The organism is Rhizobium halophilum (genome assembly GCF_021648825.1).
GTDB classification, from domain to species: Bacteria; Pseudomonadota; Alphaproteobacteria; order Rhizobiales; family Rhizobiaceae; genus Neorhizobium; species Neorhizobium halophilum.
In genome coordinates this window covers 61582-75823 of record NZ_JAKJHS010000004.1, presented here as the reverse complement: position 1 = coordinate 75823, position 14242 = coordinate 61582, and the positions used below count along the sequence as shown (strand labels likewise).

General features: G+C 62.4%; 13 protein-coding genes and 1 tRNA gene. 5 read left to right on the top strand and 9 right to left on the bottom strand.

Translation table 11 applies throughout. From position 1 onward, the window contains the following. Positions 1-37: 37 nt before the first annotated feature. The 3 genes from rpsA to aroA form a co-directional block, all read right to left on the bottom strand. Entirely contained in the window at positions 38-1744 is a 1707-nt protein-coding gene (gene rpsA / locus LXM96_RS09810; protein WP_239998298.1) for a 30S ribosomal protein S1, read from the bottom strand. 148 nt (positions 1745-1892) lie between these two features. Continuing rightward, positions 1893-2528, bottom strand: a complete 636-nt coding sequence (gene cmk / locus LXM96_RS09805) for a (d)CMP kinase (RefSeq protein ID WP_239998297.1) — start codon at positions 2526-2528, stop codon at positions 1893-1895. Further along, positions 2528-3895 (bottom strand): 3-phosphoshikimate 1-carboxyvinyltransferase, encoded by a 1368-nt coding sequence (aroA, locus tag LXM96_RS09800; protein WP_239998296.1) that lies wholly within the window; start codon positions 3893-3895, stop codon positions 2528-2530. The genes cmk and aroA overlap by 1 nt, the downstream gene beginning before the upstream one ends. A gap of 220 nt (positions 3896-4115) precedes the next feature. On the opposite strand from aroA, the gene LXM96_RS09795 reads away from it, so the two are divergent. From LXM96_RS09795 to LXM96_RS09785, 3 genes are all read left to right on the top strand, one after another. Beyond that, on the top strand, positions 4116-4499 hold the full coding sequence (locus tag LXM96_RS09795; protein ID WP_239998562.1) for a TIGR02300 family protein: 384 nt from the start codon (positions 4116-4118) through the stop codon (positions 4497-4499). A 150-nt stretch (positions 4500-4649) separates the two neighbouring features. Then, positions 4650-4725 (top strand) — tRNA-Ala (locus tag LXM96_RS09790). A gap of 118 nt (positions 4726-4843) precedes the next feature. Then, the gene (locus LXM96_RS09785; protein WP_239998295.1) at positions 4844-6103 is read left to right on the top strand and encodes an alpha/beta hydrolase; all 1260 of its coding nucleotides are present in this window, start codon (positions 4844-4846) and stop codon (positions 6101-6103) included. Positions 6104-6107: 4 nt separating this feature from the next. On the opposite strand, the gene LXM96_RS09780 is transcribed toward LXM96_RS09785, so the two are convergent. The 6 genes from LXM96_RS09780 to LXM96_RS09755 form a co-directional block, all read right to left on the bottom strand. Further along, on the bottom strand, positions 6108-7112 hold the full coding sequence (locus LXM96_RS09780; RefSeq protein ID WP_239998294.1) for an ABC transporter ATP-binding protein: 1005 nt from the start codon (positions 7110-7112) through the stop codon (positions 6108-6110). 11 nt (positions 7113-7123) lie between these two features. Further along, a complete protein-coding gene (locus LXM96_RS09775; RefSeq protein ID WP_317208209.1) occupies positions 7124-8188 on the bottom strand; it encodes a Gfo/Idh/MocA family protein in 1065 nt (354 codons plus the stop codon). Next, on the bottom strand, positions 8185-9024 hold the full coding sequence (locus LXM96_RS09770; RefSeq protein WP_239998293.1) for a carbohydrate ABC transporter permease: 840 nt from the start codon (positions 9022-9024) through the stop codon (positions 8185-8187). The genes LXM96_RS09775 and LXM96_RS09770 overlap by 4 nt, the downstream gene beginning before the upstream one ends. A gap of 12 nt (positions 9025-9036) precedes the next feature. Further along, positions 9037-9987 carry a carbohydrate ABC transporter permease gene (locus LXM96_RS09765; protein WP_239998292.1) on the bottom strand — a complete coding sequence of 317 codons (951 nt, stop codon included), beginning with the start codon at positions 9985-9987 and terminating at the stop codon, positions 9037-9039. Between the two features lie 197 nt (positions 9988-10184). Beyond that, the gene (locus LXM96_RS09760; RefSeq protein WP_239998291.1) at positions 10185-11441 is read right to left on the bottom strand and encodes an ABC transporter substrate-binding protein; all 1257 of its coding nucleotides are present in this window, start codon (positions 11439-11441) and stop codon (positions 10185-10187) included. 25 nt (positions 11442-11466) lie between these two features. Continuing rightward, positions 11467-12387 carry an N-acetylmuramic acid 6-phosphate etherase gene (locus LXM96_RS09755; protein ID WP_239998290.1) on the bottom strand — a complete coding sequence of 307 codons (921 nt, stop codon included), beginning with the start codon at positions 12385-12387 and terminating at the stop codon, positions 11467-11469. 208 nt (positions 12388-12595) lie between these two features. Here LXM96_RS09755 and LXM96_RS09750 point away from each other — a divergent pair, with 208 nt between their 5' ends. Together LXM96_RS09750 and LXM96_RS09745 are read left to right on the top strand one after the other, a co-directional pair. Then, the gene (locus LXM96_RS09750) at positions 12596-13483 is read left to right on the top strand and encodes an N-acetylglucosamine kinase (protein ID WP_239998289.1); all 888 of its coding nucleotides are present in this window, start codon (positions 12596-12598) and stop codon (positions 13481-13483) included. Then, positions 13480-14241 (top strand): GntR family transcriptional regulator, encoded by a 762-nt coding sequence (locus LXM96_RS09745; RefSeq protein WP_239998288.1) that lies wholly within the window; start codon positions 13480-13482, stop codon positions 14239-14241. Before LXM96_RS09750 ends, LXM96_RS09745 begins: the two co-directional genes overlap by 4 nt. Position 14242 lies beyond the last annotated feature (1 nt).

Sequence of the window (14242 nt, the reverse complement as noted above, 5' to 3'; positions counted from 1 at the left end):
GTCAGTCCGGCGGCCTTTGATCGTTGGGAACCGGTGATTACTCGTTGTTGCCGCGGTTCTTCAGAGCCGCGCCCAGGATGTCGCCGAGCGATGCGCCAGAGTCGGACGAACCGAACTGAGCAACCGCTTCCTTCTCTTCTGCGATCTCGAGAGCCTTGATCGACAGCATGACCTTGCGGTCCTTCTTGGAGAAGTTGGTGACACGAGCGTCAAACACCTGGCCAACCGAGAAACGCTCCGGACGCTGATCGTCGCGATCGCGTGCCAGGTCGTTGCGGCGGATGAAGGAGGTGATGTCGTCGTGGTTGACGAGCTTCACTTCCAGACCACCATCGTTGACGGCGATGACTTCGCACGAAACGACAGCGTTCTTCCGCAGTTCGCCGGAAGCTGCAGCGTCGCCGACAGAGTCCTTACCGAGCTGCTTGATGCCGAGCGAAATGCGTTCCTTCTCGACGTCCACATCGAGAACGACGGCCTTGACCATGTCGCCCTTGTTGTATTCCTCGATGACCTGTTCGCCCGGACGGTTCCAGTCGAGGTCGGAGAGGTGGACCATGCCGTCGACGTCGCCTTCGAGGCCGATGAACAGGCCGAACTCGGTCTTGTTCTTGACTTCGCCTTCGACTTCAGTGCCGGCCGGATGGCTGAACGCAAATGCCTGCCACGGGTTCTCGAGGGTCTGCTTAAGACCGAGCGAGATACGGCGCTTGGACGGATCGACTTCGAGAACGACAACGTCGACATCCTGCGTCGTGGATAGGATCTTGCCGGGGTGTACGTTCTTCTTGGTCCAGGACATTTCGGAGATGTGGATCAGGCCTTCGATGCCCGGCTCCAGTTCAACGAATGCACCGTAGTCGGTGATGTTCGTGACGGTACCGGAGATCTTCTTGCCGATCGGGTACTTAGCCGCGATGCCATCCCACGGATCCGACTCGAGCTGCTTCATGCCGAGCGAGATGCGGTGGGTTTCCTGGTTGATGCGGATGATCTGAACCTTGACCGACTGGCCGATGTTCAGGATTTCCGACGGATGGTTGACGCGACGCCATGCCATGTCGGTAACGTGCAGCAGGCCGTCGATGCCGCCGAGATCAACGAACGCACCGTAATCGGTGATGTTCTTGACGACGCCGTCAACAACCTGGCCTTCTTCGAGGTTCTGAACGATCTCCGAACGCTGCTCGGCACGGGATTCTTCGAGAACCGTACGACGCGAAACAACGATGTTGCCGCGGCGCTTGTCCATCTTGAGGATTTCGAAGGGCTGCGGGTTGTGCATCAGCGGGGTAACGTCGCGGATCGGACGAATGTCGACCTGCGAACGCGGAAGGAAGGCAACAGCGCCATCCAGATCGACGGTGAAGCCACCCTTGACCTGGTTGAAGATGACGCCTTCAACGCGCTCACCGGCTTCAAACTTGACTTCGAGCTTGACCCAGCTTTCCTCGCGGCGAGCCTTTTCGCGCGACAGAACAGCTTCGCCGAGCGCGTTTTCAATGCGCTCGACATAGACTTCGACTTCGTCGCCGACCTTCAGCGAACCGTCCTTGCCCTTGACGCCGAATTCCTTCAGCGCGATGCGACCTTCGACCTTAAGGCCGACGTCGACAACCGCCATGTCCTTTTCGATCGCCGTGACCAAGCCTTTGGTCACATAGCCTTCGGCCAGATCGGTCTGTGCGAAGGATTCATCGAGGAGGGCTGCAAAGTCCTCCCGCGTGGGGTTAGATACTGCCATGGAATCTCCTGAAGTGCCCGGCTAGGACACATATGCGCCGGTGGTTCGTGTTGAACACGCTCGTAGTCAGTCCGCCTCGTCATGGAGGCAATCCGGCGCAAGGACTGATCTGCGAGCTAGTCTGACGTGCCGGCTTGCCGGCTGATCGTCAAATTTCCTTCAAAGCAGCGTCGATAAGGCTCTTCGCGGCCTGAAACGCGGCTTCTATACTCATTTCCGACGTATCTAGCAAGTGTGCATCGTCTGCCGGCTTCAGCGGACTGTCAGCCCGACCGATGTCCCGCTCGTCTCGCTTCTTCACATCGGCAAAGATGGCGTCAAGATCCGCCTCGCCGCCAGCAGCGACAATCTCGTCGAAGCGACGCTTTGCCCGCACCTCGGGTGAGGCCGTCACGTAGAGTTTCACGGGGGACGAGGGACAAACCACCGTCCCGATATCCCGACCATCGAGCACCACGCCCGGCTCGCGCCGTGAGAACGCCTGTTGCGCCTCCACCAGCGCACGGCGCACGGACGGCATTACCGCGATTTTGGATGCCGCCTCGCCGATTTCATGGCGCGCCAGGACGGACCGGTCGAGGCCTCCGAGATCCACCTCGCGCGCCACCTTTTCCGCCACCTGCTCGTCGTCGAGCGGCAGGCCGGCATCGAGAAGCGCCTTGGCAGTTGCACGATAAGTGAGGCCGGTATCGAGATGCTGGAAGCCGTAAGTCTGCGCGATCCGGCGCGACAGCGTGCCCTTGCCCGCTGCGGCCGGTCCATCGATGGCGATGACGAATCCCATCAGGCCGCCCGGCTTTCGACCGGCTCGATGCGGGCGCCAAGCCCGGTCATCAGGTCCATGAACTCCGGGAAACTGGTGGCGATGATGCCGGCGTCGTCGACCGTCACCGCGTGCTCGGAGACCAGACCCATCACTAGGAAGCTCATGGCGATGCGGTGATCAAGGTGGGTGACCACGGCCGCACCGGAGGCATTGCCATAGCCCTTGCCGCTCGGACGGCCGCGGACCACAAGCGTGTCCTCACCCTCGTCGCAGTCGACGCCGTTCAGCTTCAGCCCGTCGGCAACCGCGGACAGGCGATCGGATTCCTTGACCCGCAGCTCCTCCAGTCCGAGCATGGTGGTGGTTCCCTCGGCAAAGGCAGCCGCCACGGCAAGCACGGGGTATTCGTCGATCATCGACGGAGCTCGATCCGCCGGCACAGTCACGCCCTTCAGCTGCGAATAGCGCACGCGCAGATCCGCCACATCCTCGCCGCCCGCCAGCCGCGGGTTCATAACCTCGATATCGCCACCCATCTCCTGCAGCGTCAGGATGAGGCCGGTGCGGGTCGGGTTCATCAGCACGTTCTCGATAGTCACGTCGGAGCCTTCAACCAGCAGCGCTGCCACCAGCGGGAAGGCGGTGGACGACGGGTCGCCCGGAACATCGATTACCTGGCCGGTCAGCTTGCCGCGGCCTTCCAGCCGGATGGTGCGCACGCCCTCGGCATCCGTTTCCACCGTAAGATTTGCGCCAAAGCCCTGCAGCATCTTTTCCGTATGGTCGCGCGTCATCACCGGCTCGATCACCGTCGTGATGCCAGGTGTGTTGAGGCCCGCAAGCAGGACCGCCGACTTTACTTGGGCGGAGGCCATCGGCACGCGGTAGGTGATCGGGTTCGGTGTCGAGGGTCCACGCAGCGTGACCGGCAGGCGATCGCCTTCGGCCGCCTTCACCTGGACGCCCATCTCGCGCAGCGGATTGAGAACCCGGGCCATCGGCCGCTTGGTCAGCGACGCATCGCCTATGAAGGTGGAATCGAAGTCGTAGACGCCGACGAGACCCATGGTGAGGCGGCAGCCGGTGCCGGCATTGCCGAAATCGAGCGGCGTTTCCGGCGCCAGCAGCGCACCATTGCCGGTGCCCTGGATGATCCACTCGTTGCCGATCTTCTCGATCCTAGCGCCCATGGCGCGCATTGCCTTGCCGGTGTTGATGACGTCCTCGCCCTCCAGCAGGCCGGTGATGCGGGTTTCGCCGGAAGCAAGGCCGCCGAACATGAAGGAGCGGTGCGAGATCGACTTGTCGCCCGGAATGCGGACGGTGCCCTTCAGGTCGGCGGATTTCTGCGAGCGGGCCGGCTTCAACGCGACGCCATGCGACATGGTCTGTCCTTCTTTGATAGTCCTTGGGTTTTGCGCGCGTCGTTAGCACAAAGGAGAAAGCCGGTCATCCGGCTAATTTGCGTCTCCCCGTCCCCTTCCAAGTTTACCTTTGACAGAAAAGAGCACAGGCCTTATGGGGACCGGCTTAGTTTTCTCACCCGTTGACAACCGCTCCGGCGGCAAAGCCGACCTGATCGGCCAGACTCACGAGGCTTTCACAGTGGCAAAAGCGGAACTCGGAACCAAACGTACCGACCCGGATACCGGCAAGAAGTTCTACGATCTTAATCGCGACCCCGTCGTTTCTCCCTATACCGGCAAGTCCTGGCCGCTCTCCTTCTTCGAGGAGAACACGGCCCAGATGAAGATGGAACAGGCCGAGGAAGAGGAAATCCAGGAAGTCGATACCGAGAACACGGAGGTCGAGCTGACGACGACCGACGACAACGACGACTCCAGCGGCGATGATCTGCCGGATATGGGCGATGACGACGTCGAGATCGAAGGCGACGACGACGACACCTTCCTGGAAGCCGACGAAGACGACGACAACGACGACATGACCGGCATCATCGGCGTGACCGGCGACGACGACGAAGTCTGATCCACGAGCGATCGCCCGGCGAACTACAAATTTCGCCGGGCCACGCATTTGCGGCTTGCACTCTCCAAAAACCGGAAGTAAGAAGCCGCCACTCCGGGCGACGCGCCCGCGAGTTACCCAGGACCGGACATCACGCCGGACCACCCTGATGGGGCTATAGCTCAGCTGGGAGAGCGCTTGCATGGCATGCAAGAGGTCAGCGGTTCGATCCCGCTTAGCTCCACCAAATCTTCCCATCTCACATCAGGTTGCTCTCTTAATGAAAGTCCTCGCCCGTCGGGACTTTGGCGCCCGCCACCTCCCCCGCCATTGACATACGCCCCCATTCCCGCTGAATGGGCCACATGATCACCGGCGCCGCTCATCCTTCACGTCGCCTGCGGGCAGCGTGTCTCCCCCTCCTTCTCGCCTTCAGCCTTTCCGGCTGTGCGGGGCGGCCGGAAGGGGTGCTGATCCCGACGGCCTCGGCGGCAGCGCCGGGCGAAGAGGTCGACATCTTCGTCGCGACGACGCGGCAGCCGTCGGAGGATGCGGGTATCCTGTTTTCCGGCGAGCGCGGCCAGGATCTCGAAGCCACCGCCATCACCGTCTCCATTCCGCCCGATGCCAACCGGAAGATCGGCGAGGTGCAGTGGCCGAAGCGCCTGCCGGCGGATCCCGCCAAGGATTTTGCGACCGTGCGGGTCGAGCCGGTCCAGACGGAGAAGGGCGCCAACCGCTGGCTTTCGCAGCATCTGCCGCCGACCAAGCGGGTGCTCGTCTTCGTCCACGGCTTCAACAATCGCTACGAGGAGGCCGTCTACCGCTTCGCGCAGATTGTCCATGATTCCAATGCCGAAGCCGCACCCGTGCTCTTCACCTGGCCGTCACGCGCTTCGATCTTCGACTACAATTACGACAAGGAAAGCGCCAATTATTCCCGCGACGGGCTGGAGCGCGTGCTGGACCAGATCGCCGACGATCCGCAGGTCGCCGATGTCGTGGTGCTTGCCCATTCCATGGGATCGTGGCTGACGGTGGAGGCGCTTCGCCAGATGGCGATCCGCGAGGGCCGCGTCGAGCCGAAGATCCGCAACGTCATCCTTGCCTCGCCCGATCTCGACGTCGACGTGTTCGGCCAGCAGCTCGAGACGATCGGCAAGGACGGGCCGCATTTCACCCTCTTCGTTTCGCGCGACGACCGGGCGCTGCAGCTGTCACGGCGCATTTCCGGCAGCGTCGATCGGCTGGGGCAGATCGACCCCACGGTCGAGCCCTACCGGTCGAAATTCGAGAAAGCGGGGATATCGGTCATCGACCTGACCGCGCTTGAAAGCGGCGACGCGTTGAACCACGGCAAGTTCGCGCAGAGCCCGCAGGTCGTGCAACTGATCGGCTCGCGCCTCTTGGCCGGGCAAGAGATCAACACCGGCGGCGTCGCTCTCGGCGACCGGCTCGGGGCAATTGCACTGGGTACCGCCCAGACGGTTGGCGGGGTGGCAAGTGCCACGGTGAGCGCGCCGATCGCCGTCTTTGATCCTGAGACGCGGCGGACCTATAGCGAACAGATCAACCGGGTTGGCCGCTCGATCGAAAACACCATCGTCTCAACTGTCGCTCAGTAGGCCATCAGGCCCGGATTGCTCGACCTTCGGCATCGAAGCGATGCATGCTGGCGGCATCCGGCGTGGCAAAGACGACATCGTCAGTTGCATACGGATGTTCGCCGAAGAGGCGCACCGTCAGCAGCCCGGTCACTTCCGTTTCCAGATAGACGATGGTGTCGGCACCCAGATGCTCGACATGCTCCACCCGGCCCTTCCAGGTGCCGGCTTCGCGCGACAGGGTAATATGCTCGGGCCGGATGCCGATCGTCTCTGCGCCCTGCTCGTTGAGGCGCCCGGCCTCGATGAAGTTCATCTGCGGTGAGCCGATGAAACCGGCGACGAAAAGGTTGGCCGGGCGGTTGTAAAGCTCCATCGGCGAGCCGATCTGCTCGATGGCGCCCGCATTCAGCACGACGATCTTGTCGGCCAATGTCATCGCCTCGACCTGATCGTGGGTGACATAGATCATCGTGGCCTTGAGGCGTCGATGGAGGGCCGCAATCTCCAGCCGCGTCTGAACGCGAAGTGCCGCGTCGAGGTTGGACAGCGGCTCGTCGAACAGGAAGAGTTTTGGTTCGCGCACAATGGCGCGGCCGATCGCGACGCGCTGGCGCTGGCCACCGGAAAGCTCCGCCGGCCGGCGCGCGAGATAGGGATCAAGCGACAGCATGGTCGAGGCTTTCGCCACCCGCTCCTCGATCACCGCTTTCCCCTCGCCCGCCTGCTTCAGCCCCAGCCCCATATTGTCCTTCACCGTCAGGTGCGGGTAAAGCGCGTAGGACTGGAAGACCATGGCAATGCCGCGTTTGGCCGGCGGCGTGTTGACCACTTCCGCCCCATCGATACGCACGCTTCCCGAGGTGGCATCCTCCAGGCCGGCAATCACGCGCAGCAGCGTCGATTTTCCGCAGCCGGAGGGTCCGACGAAGATGACGAACTCCCCGTCCTTCACCTCCAGGTCTATGCCCTTCAGCACCTCGTGCGTGCCGAAGGATTTGCGGATCGAAGAAAGTTGCAGCGAACCCAAGGCGTTCTTCCTTATAGAATGACCGGCGCGCCGGTGCGCACGCTCTGGTCGGCCGCCAGGCAGATGCGCAGCGACTGCACGGCGTCGTTCATGTGGCGATCAAGATCGATGTCCTCGCGAATGGCCTTGAGTACATAAGCCTGCTCCATGTCGCAGAGATCCTGGTGCCCCGGCTCGCCGGCCATGGCCAGATCCTCGTCGGGACGCAAGAACTTCCCATCCGGACCCGTTTCGGCAGCATGCACCCGGATCAGCGAGGTCTTCGTGTGCGTGTCGATGTCGTCGGATTTCGCGTTCGGATCCATGACGATTGAGACGGATCCCTTCGGCGACATCACATCTTTCACGAAGAAGGCGGTTTCCGAAATCATCGGCCCCCAGCCGGCCTCGTACCAGCCGACCGAGCCGTCCTCGAACATCACCTGCAGGTGGCCGTAATTGTACATGTCGGGCGCCACCTCGTCGGAAAGACGCAGGCCCATGCCGCGCACCTGCACCGGCTTGGCGTCGGTGATCTGGCACATGACGTCGACATAGTGGACGCCGCAATCGACGATCGGCGAGGTCGTCTGCATCAGCGCCTTGTGAGTTTCCCAGGTCGGGCCCGAGGACTGCTGATTGAGGTTCATGCGGAAGACGTAAGGCGGCCCGAGCTTGCGCGCCTCCTCGATCAGCCGCATCCAGGACGGGTGATGGCGCAGAATGTAGCCGATGACGAGCTTGCGGTCGGCCGCCTTTGCCGCCGCGACCACGCGCTCTGCATCCGCCACCGTGGTTGCCAGAGGCTTTTCCACGAAGACATGGCATCCGGCCTCGAAGGCCATGACGGCATAATCGGCATGGCTGTCGGAATAGGTGCAGATGGAGCAGAGGTCCGGCTTCAGTTCCGCGAGCGCCTCGGGGAAGGTCGGATGGATCGCGTAGCCGCGCAGTTCCTCCGGCAACGTCACCTCCGAACGGTTGACGAAACCGACAATCTCGAAGCCCGAATTGTTGTGGTAAGCCAGCGCGTGGCTACGGCCCATATTGCCGAGGCCGGCGACGAGGACGCGGATGGGCTTGGTTTCAGAACTCACTTCACGGCTCCCGAGGTAATGCCGCGGATCAGCTGCCGCGAGAAGATGACGTAGAGGACCAGCACCGGCAGGATTGCCAGCGACAGGGCCGAGAGAACGGCGTTCCAGTTGGTGACGTACTGGCCGATGAACATCTGGGCGCCGAGCGTGATGGTCTTGGTCGCCTCGCCGGGGGCGAGGATCAGCGGGAACCACAGGTCGTTCCAGATGGGGATCATGGTGAAGACGGCGACCGTCGCCATGGCAGGGCGCACCAGCGGCAGCACGAGGCGGAAGAAGATCGCGTATTCCGACAGCCCGTCGATGCGCCCGGCGCTCTTCAGGTCGTCGGAAACGGTGCGCATGAATTCCGACAGGATGAAGATCGCCAGCGGCAGGCCCTGCGCCGTGTAGACGAGGATCAGTGAAGTCAGCGTGTTGACCAGCCCCGTTGCCACCATGCCTTGCAGGATAGCCACGGTGCCCAGGCGGATCGGGATCATGATGCCGAGCGCCAGATAGAGCCCCATCATCGTATTGCCGCGGAAGCGGTATTCGGAAAGGGCGAAGGCCGCCATGGCGCCGAAGAGCAGCACGAGCGCGATGGAGACCACCGTCACGATCAGGCTGTTCTGGAAATAGCCGAAGAAATCACCCTGGCTCAGCACCGTTTCGTAGCCGATCAGGCTGAACGTCTTCGGAGTCGGCAGGGCCATCGGCTCGCGGAAGATGGCATTGCGGCTCTTCAGGGAGTTCACCAGCGTCAGGAAGACCGGGAAGAGCGCGATCAGCGTGTAGGTAATCAGTGCCAGATGGACGAGGCCGGTGCGAAGGAAGGAGGAGCGTGCTTTCGACATGGCCTGCTCCTTCTAGAACTGGTAGCGGCGGATGCGCCGCTGGATGACGAAGAGATAAAGCGACACGCCGGCCAGGATGATCAGGAACATTACGGTCGCGATCGTCGCGCCCATCGGCGGGTTGCCCATCTGGTTCTGGAAGCCGAAGAAGGTGCGGTAAAGCAGGGTGCCGAGGATGTCAGTGGAGCCGTCCGGCCCGCCCAGCGCGCCCTGAACGGTATAGATCAGGTCGAAGGCGTTGAAGTTGCCGACGAAGGTCAAGACCGAGATGATGCCGATCGAGGGCAGGATCAGCGGCAGCTTGATCTTCCAGAACTGGCTCCAGCCGGTGATGCCGTCGATCTCCGCCGCTTCCAGCACTTCGTCCGGGATGTTGAGAAGAGCGGCATAGATCAGCATCATCGGGATGCCGACATACTGCCAGACGGAGATCAGTGAGACGGTGATCAGCGCGCTTTCCGGCTTGCCTAGCCAGGGGCCGAAGAAGGATTTCAACCCCACGAGGTCCATCAGGTTGGGCGCGATGCCCCAGATCGGCGAGAGGATGAGCTTCCAGATGAAGCCGACGATGACGAAGGACAGCAGTGTCGGAACGAAGATCGCTGAGCGGTAGAAGGCCGCGACGCGCAGGCCCGGCAGCGACAGCATGGCAGCAAGCGCAATACCAATCGGGTTCTGCACCGCCATGTGGATGAGAAAGAAGATCGTGTTGTTGGAAAAAGCGTTCCAGAAGTCGGCCGCAAGCCGCGGATCGCCAAAGAGCTGTGCGAAATTGGCGAGGCCGACGAATGCGAGCTCGCCGCCAACTACGTTGAAGAGCGACAGGCGCAGCGTCTCGATCAGCGGCAGGATCATTACCGCGGTATAGACAACGAAGGCCGGCGCCAGGAAGACCGCGATATGCCAGCGGACTGGCCGCTTCGGCGTCGCTGTCTCCGTCTCGATGATATCAGACTGGCTCATAATGCGGTCCCGGAACGGCGGCGTCGGTCGAACTCGTTGAAATGCCCCTCATCCGGCTACCGCCATTCTCTCCCGTCTCGTCGGGGAAGCGGATGCCGCGCCGTTGCCGGCGATCTCGATGGAGGATGCGGGCGAGTCCCTCTCCCCGAGATGGGGAGAGGGTCAGGGTGATGGCAGTCAGAGACTTAACGCGCCTCTTACTGCTTTGGCTTGTACCAGCTGTCGAGGCCCTTCTGGGTCTCTTCGCCAGCCTGCTCCGGCGTCATCGTGCCGTTGATGACGTTGGCGGAGGTGCGCCACATTTCGAGGTCGAGGTTTGGATCGCCGCGACCAACGATTGCCGCGCTTGGGCGGATCGTCGTTTCGCAGTTTTCACGCCAGGAAACGAATTCCTGGGCGAGCTCGTCTTCCATCTTCACCGGCGTGGAGTTGAGGCTGAAGAAGCCCGGTGCGGAGTTCGCATAGAGTTCGGCGAATTCCGGCGACGCAACCCAGGACAGGAAGGTTTTGGCGGCTTCCTTGTTGTCGCTGTCGGCATTGAGGCCAATGCCGATATCGTTGTGGTCGGAGATGTAGCACTTGTCGCCCTCAGCCTTTACCGGCGGCGGGAATGCGCCCATCTCAAAATCGGCCTGGCTCTTGAACGGCGCAATTTCCCAGGACCCTGCCGGATAGATCGCGGCGCGGCCGAGCGTGAAGAGGTTCTGGCTGTCCGGATAGGTCTGCGCCTCAAAGCCGTCGCCGAGATAGTCCTTCCACTTGGCGAGCGTCGCATAGGGCGCGACCCACTGCGAATCGGTCAGCTTTTGCGTGCCGGCGATCAGCGCCTTGCGGCCTTCCTCGCCCTTCCAGTAGTTCGGGCCGATGTTGTAGTAGCCCATGGTCGCGGCTTCCCACTGGTCCTTGGTGCCCATGGCCATCGGGATGTAGTTGCCGCCTTCCTTGATCTTCTCGAGAACCGCGAAGAATTCTTCCTCGGTCTTCGGCACCTCGACGCCGACTTCCTCGAAGGCCGCCTTGTTGTAGATGAAGCCGTGGATGACGGAGGCCACGGGCACGCAGAAGGTGGTCTGGCCGTCATCCGTCGTCCATGCGGACTTGGCAACGTCGGAGAAGTTCTCCATGCCTTCTAGATCGTTCAGCGGCGCCAGCTGGCCCTTCTCGAACATGGCGAGCGAGAGGTCGAACGGACGGCAGGTAATCAGGTCGCCTGCAGTGCCGGCCTCTAGCTTGGCATTGACGGCGGAGTTATATTCCGTCGGCGCCATCGGCGCGAAGGTCACCTTGATGTCGGGATGCTTCGCCTCGAAGGCCGGGATGATCTTCTCCTGCCAGATCGGCAGGTCGTCGTTACGCCAGCTCTCGATGGTGAGCTGTGTCTCCTGCGCCATCGCCATGCCAGCCGGAGCCAGCACGGTCGTGGCAAAGAGCATGCCTTTCAGAATGCGGGTCATGTCGTTCTCCCTCTTGTTCGCGCGCTCAGGCGCGTTTGTGGAACCCTGTTGAACTTTCCTGCTCCAGCTCGGCCAAAGCCGGCCGAAGCGCATCGCCCGACCGGGCGAGCAAATCCCGCGCTGAAGCGGCGTCAGCCGCACCACGCGCCAAAAGCACGGCAACCTTTACCGAACCGCTTGCCTTTTCCAGATGTTGGCTCGCCTCATCCATACCGACGCCGGCAATTTCAGACACCATGCGTGCGGCACGGATGCGCAGCTTTTCGTTGTCCGGGTAGAGGTTGACCATATGCCCGTCATGCACATGGCCAAGCTTCACGCCGACCAGCGTCGACAGCATGTTGAAGGCGACTTTCTGGGCCGTGCCCGCTCCCATGCGGGTAGATCCTGCAATGACTTCTGGCGGCGTCTGGAGAAGAACCGAGACATCGGCAGAGGCGAAAAGCCTCGCCCCCGGATTGTTGGCTAATGCCACGACCTTCGCCGCGCGCTGCCGCGCCTCTTCCGCGACGGCAACGACATAGGGCGTCGAACCGCTGGCCGAGACGCAGAGGACGCAGTCTTCTGCCGTGATGGTCGCCGCGTCTCGCCTTGCCTGCTCCACGTCGTCTTCCGGCGAACCGGCGAGATCGGAAAGGCTCGCGATGCCGCCGGCAAGCAGGATTGTGATCTGCGTCTTGGCGATGCCATAGGTGCCGGGAAGCTCGAGCGCGTCTGCCATCGCCATCAACCCGGAACTGCCAGCGCCGACATAAACAAGCTTGCCGCCGGAGCGGAGGGCCTGAGAGGCGAGGCTTGCAGCGTCGTCGATAGCGGGGATTGCGGCGTCGACGGCTTTCGAAGCAGCCTGCTGGCCTTGAGCGAGAAGTGCTAGGATCTCATGCGAAGGCCGGGCGTCGAGCCCTTCGGCATCTCCGTGTCTGGCTTCGGTGGCAGTTCTGCTCATCCGCTTCTCCCTCTCGGACAAAATGATGCCAAAAAAATACCAATTGTCCAGCGGCAAAATTAGCGATTGCCTTTCCATCCTTTTTCGAAGCGCTTTCGCGCCAAAATAACTAAGGTGTTACCAGTGGTTAAGCTTCGAGGGAAAGCACTAACGCGCAGCCCACTTGGTAAATGGTATTTTTTTGGTATTATCTGACGCGGAGGCACGGATGGCGGCTTACTTTTTAGGAATTGATGGTGGGGGCACGAGCTGCCGAGCGGCGGTTGCCGATGCGCAAGGCCGCATCCTTGGCCGCGGCCGCAGCGGCGCCTCCAACATCCTGACCGATCCCGACACAGCACTCCAGCATATCGAAGAAGCGGCACGGCTGGCTCTCGCCGACGCCGCTCTCGCCAATGTGGGGCCGCAAGATTGCGTCGCGCTCCTTGGGCTTGCGGGCAACAATGTCGGCGACGCAGTCTCCTATGTCATGGAGCGCCTCCCCTTCCAGCAGGCGCAGATTGTCTCCGACGGACTGATCGCGCTTCAGGGTGCCGTGGGAGACGCTGACGGCGCCATCGCGATCGTCGGCACCGGCACCATCTTCATCGCTCGCCACCGGGGAGAGCTGCATTATCTCGGCGGCTGGGGGTTCCAGATCGGCGATCTGGGTGGCGGTGCGCGCATCGGTCATGCGGCTCTGCAGGAAAGCCTTCTCGCCCACGACGGCATCCGGCCCTTGAGCGCGCTGACGACCTCGATCCTCAATGAGTTCGGCAATGATCCCCGCAGGATCGTCGATTTTGCCCGCGCGGCCCATCCGGGCGACTTCGGCCGCTATGCGCCACGCGTGGTCCAGGGTGCCGCGGATGGAGATCCGACCGCGCTTCGACTGATGCGCGATGCAGCGGCACAGGTGGACGACGCCTTGGACGCCATCGGCCGGATCACCGAGAACAGCGGCAGGCTCTGCCTTCTCGGCGGTCTGGCGCAGGTCTACCCCTCTTATCTGGCGGAACGGCATCGCATCCGTTTGTCCGAGCCACTGGCCGACGCGCTGACCGGCGCCGTCGCCCTGGCGGTGCAGACGTTCCAGATGACGGAGACGGTGCGATGAGCGAGGGGCTTGCATCCATCCTGCCGCTGGAAGGCCTTCAGTCGCCGAGCGGCGGGCCGCTCTACCTGAAGCTCCGGCAAACGCTTGAGGATGCCATCCATTCCGGTCGACTTGGCCATGGTGCCGCTCTCCCTGCCGAACGGGATCTTGCCGAATACGCGAATGTCAGCCGGGTCACGGTACGCAAGGCGGTCGACGACCTGGTGCGGGACGGGCTGCTGACCCGCCGGCAGGGATCCGGCACCTTCGTCGTCAAGCCGGTTTCGCGCGTCCAGCAGCCGCTCTCCCAGCTCACCTCCTTCACGGAGGACATGACGCGCCGGGGACTTGCTACCCGTTCCGAATGGCTTGAGCGCGGCCTGTTCCACCCATCACCGGAAGAGATGATGATGCTGGGGCTCGCCGCCGGCACAATGGTCGCTCGCATTGGCCGACTGCGCATAGCAAACGATCTACCGCTGGCTATCGAGCGGGCGAGCCTTTCGGCGGAACTCCTCCCGGACCCGGACGCCGTCACCACCTCGCTTTACGCCGCACTGCAGAAGAAGAGTGGGCGCCCGGTGCGCGCGATCCAGCGCATCTCCGCCTGCAACGTCAAGGAGCCAGATGCCGGGCTGTTGGCCGTTCCGGTTGGCGCTGCAGGGCTTTCCATCGAGCGCATTTCATACCTCGCCTCAGGCCGCGTCGTAGAGTTCACCCGGTCGCTCTATCGCGGTGACGCCTATGACTTCGTCGCCGAACTCACCTTGGGAGACTAAA